The organism is Stenotrophomonas sp. GD04054, from assembly GCF_029836955.1.
Lineage (GTDB): Bacteria > Pseudomonadota > Gammaproteobacteria > Xanthomonadales > Xanthomonadaceae > Stenotrophomonas > Stenotrophomonas maltophilia_A.
The window spans coordinates 1-568 of the sequence record NZ_JAOECR010000102.1; the positions used below are offsets into that span (position 1 = coordinate 1).

The 568-nt window shown below is 61.3% G+C and carries 1 protein-coding gene; it reads right to left on the reverse strand.

Features of this window, described 5'->3' with window-relative positions; all coding sequences use genetic code 11:
- Nucleotides 1-401, reverse strand: a 401-nt coding sequence (locus N7573_RS22280) for a transposase (protein ID WP_279943299.1), incomplete at its 3' end; no start/stop codon positions are given.
- Nucleotides 402-568: the final 167 nt, after the last annotated feature.

A 568-nucleotide genomic window follows, 5' to 3' on the forward strand; every position in this document is an offset into this window, starting at 1 on the left:
GTCTGCCGCTTGCGCAGCAAATCGTGCATCTGCTGCTGCTCGTCGGTACGCGGTACGTATTCACGCAGGCGATCGTTCTCCTTCTTCACGTACCGGGCGATCGCTTCGGCGTCCATGGCGTCCGTCTTGCCACGCGAGCCCGTCGCCCGGCCGTAGTGCTTGATCAGACGTGGATTGATCACATAGACAACGTGGCCTGCCTGGCCAGCCATCCGAGCCAACAACTCGTAGTACCGCCCCGTCGCCTCCATGCCAATCCGGCATCGCTGGGGCAAGGTGTTGAGCCACTGGGCTATGCCGGCCCGGGTGTTGGCGATCCTGTCGCCGGCCTTGCGGTCGGCCACTGCCGGTACGAACTCCTTGGAGTCCACGTCCACGCCAATATCGAGAGAATCAGACATTTGTACGGCTCCCAGCTATCTTTAAGGGGCTGGGGTGGTACCGCACCGACGTTAGCTTGCCTACATCGACGATCCCCTTTGGGGGCCGTACGATCCTTTATCGACGTTCGTGTGCGGGATGGGGATCGCTCGACTCGTCTGTCGGCTAGTATCCGCAGATGCATGCT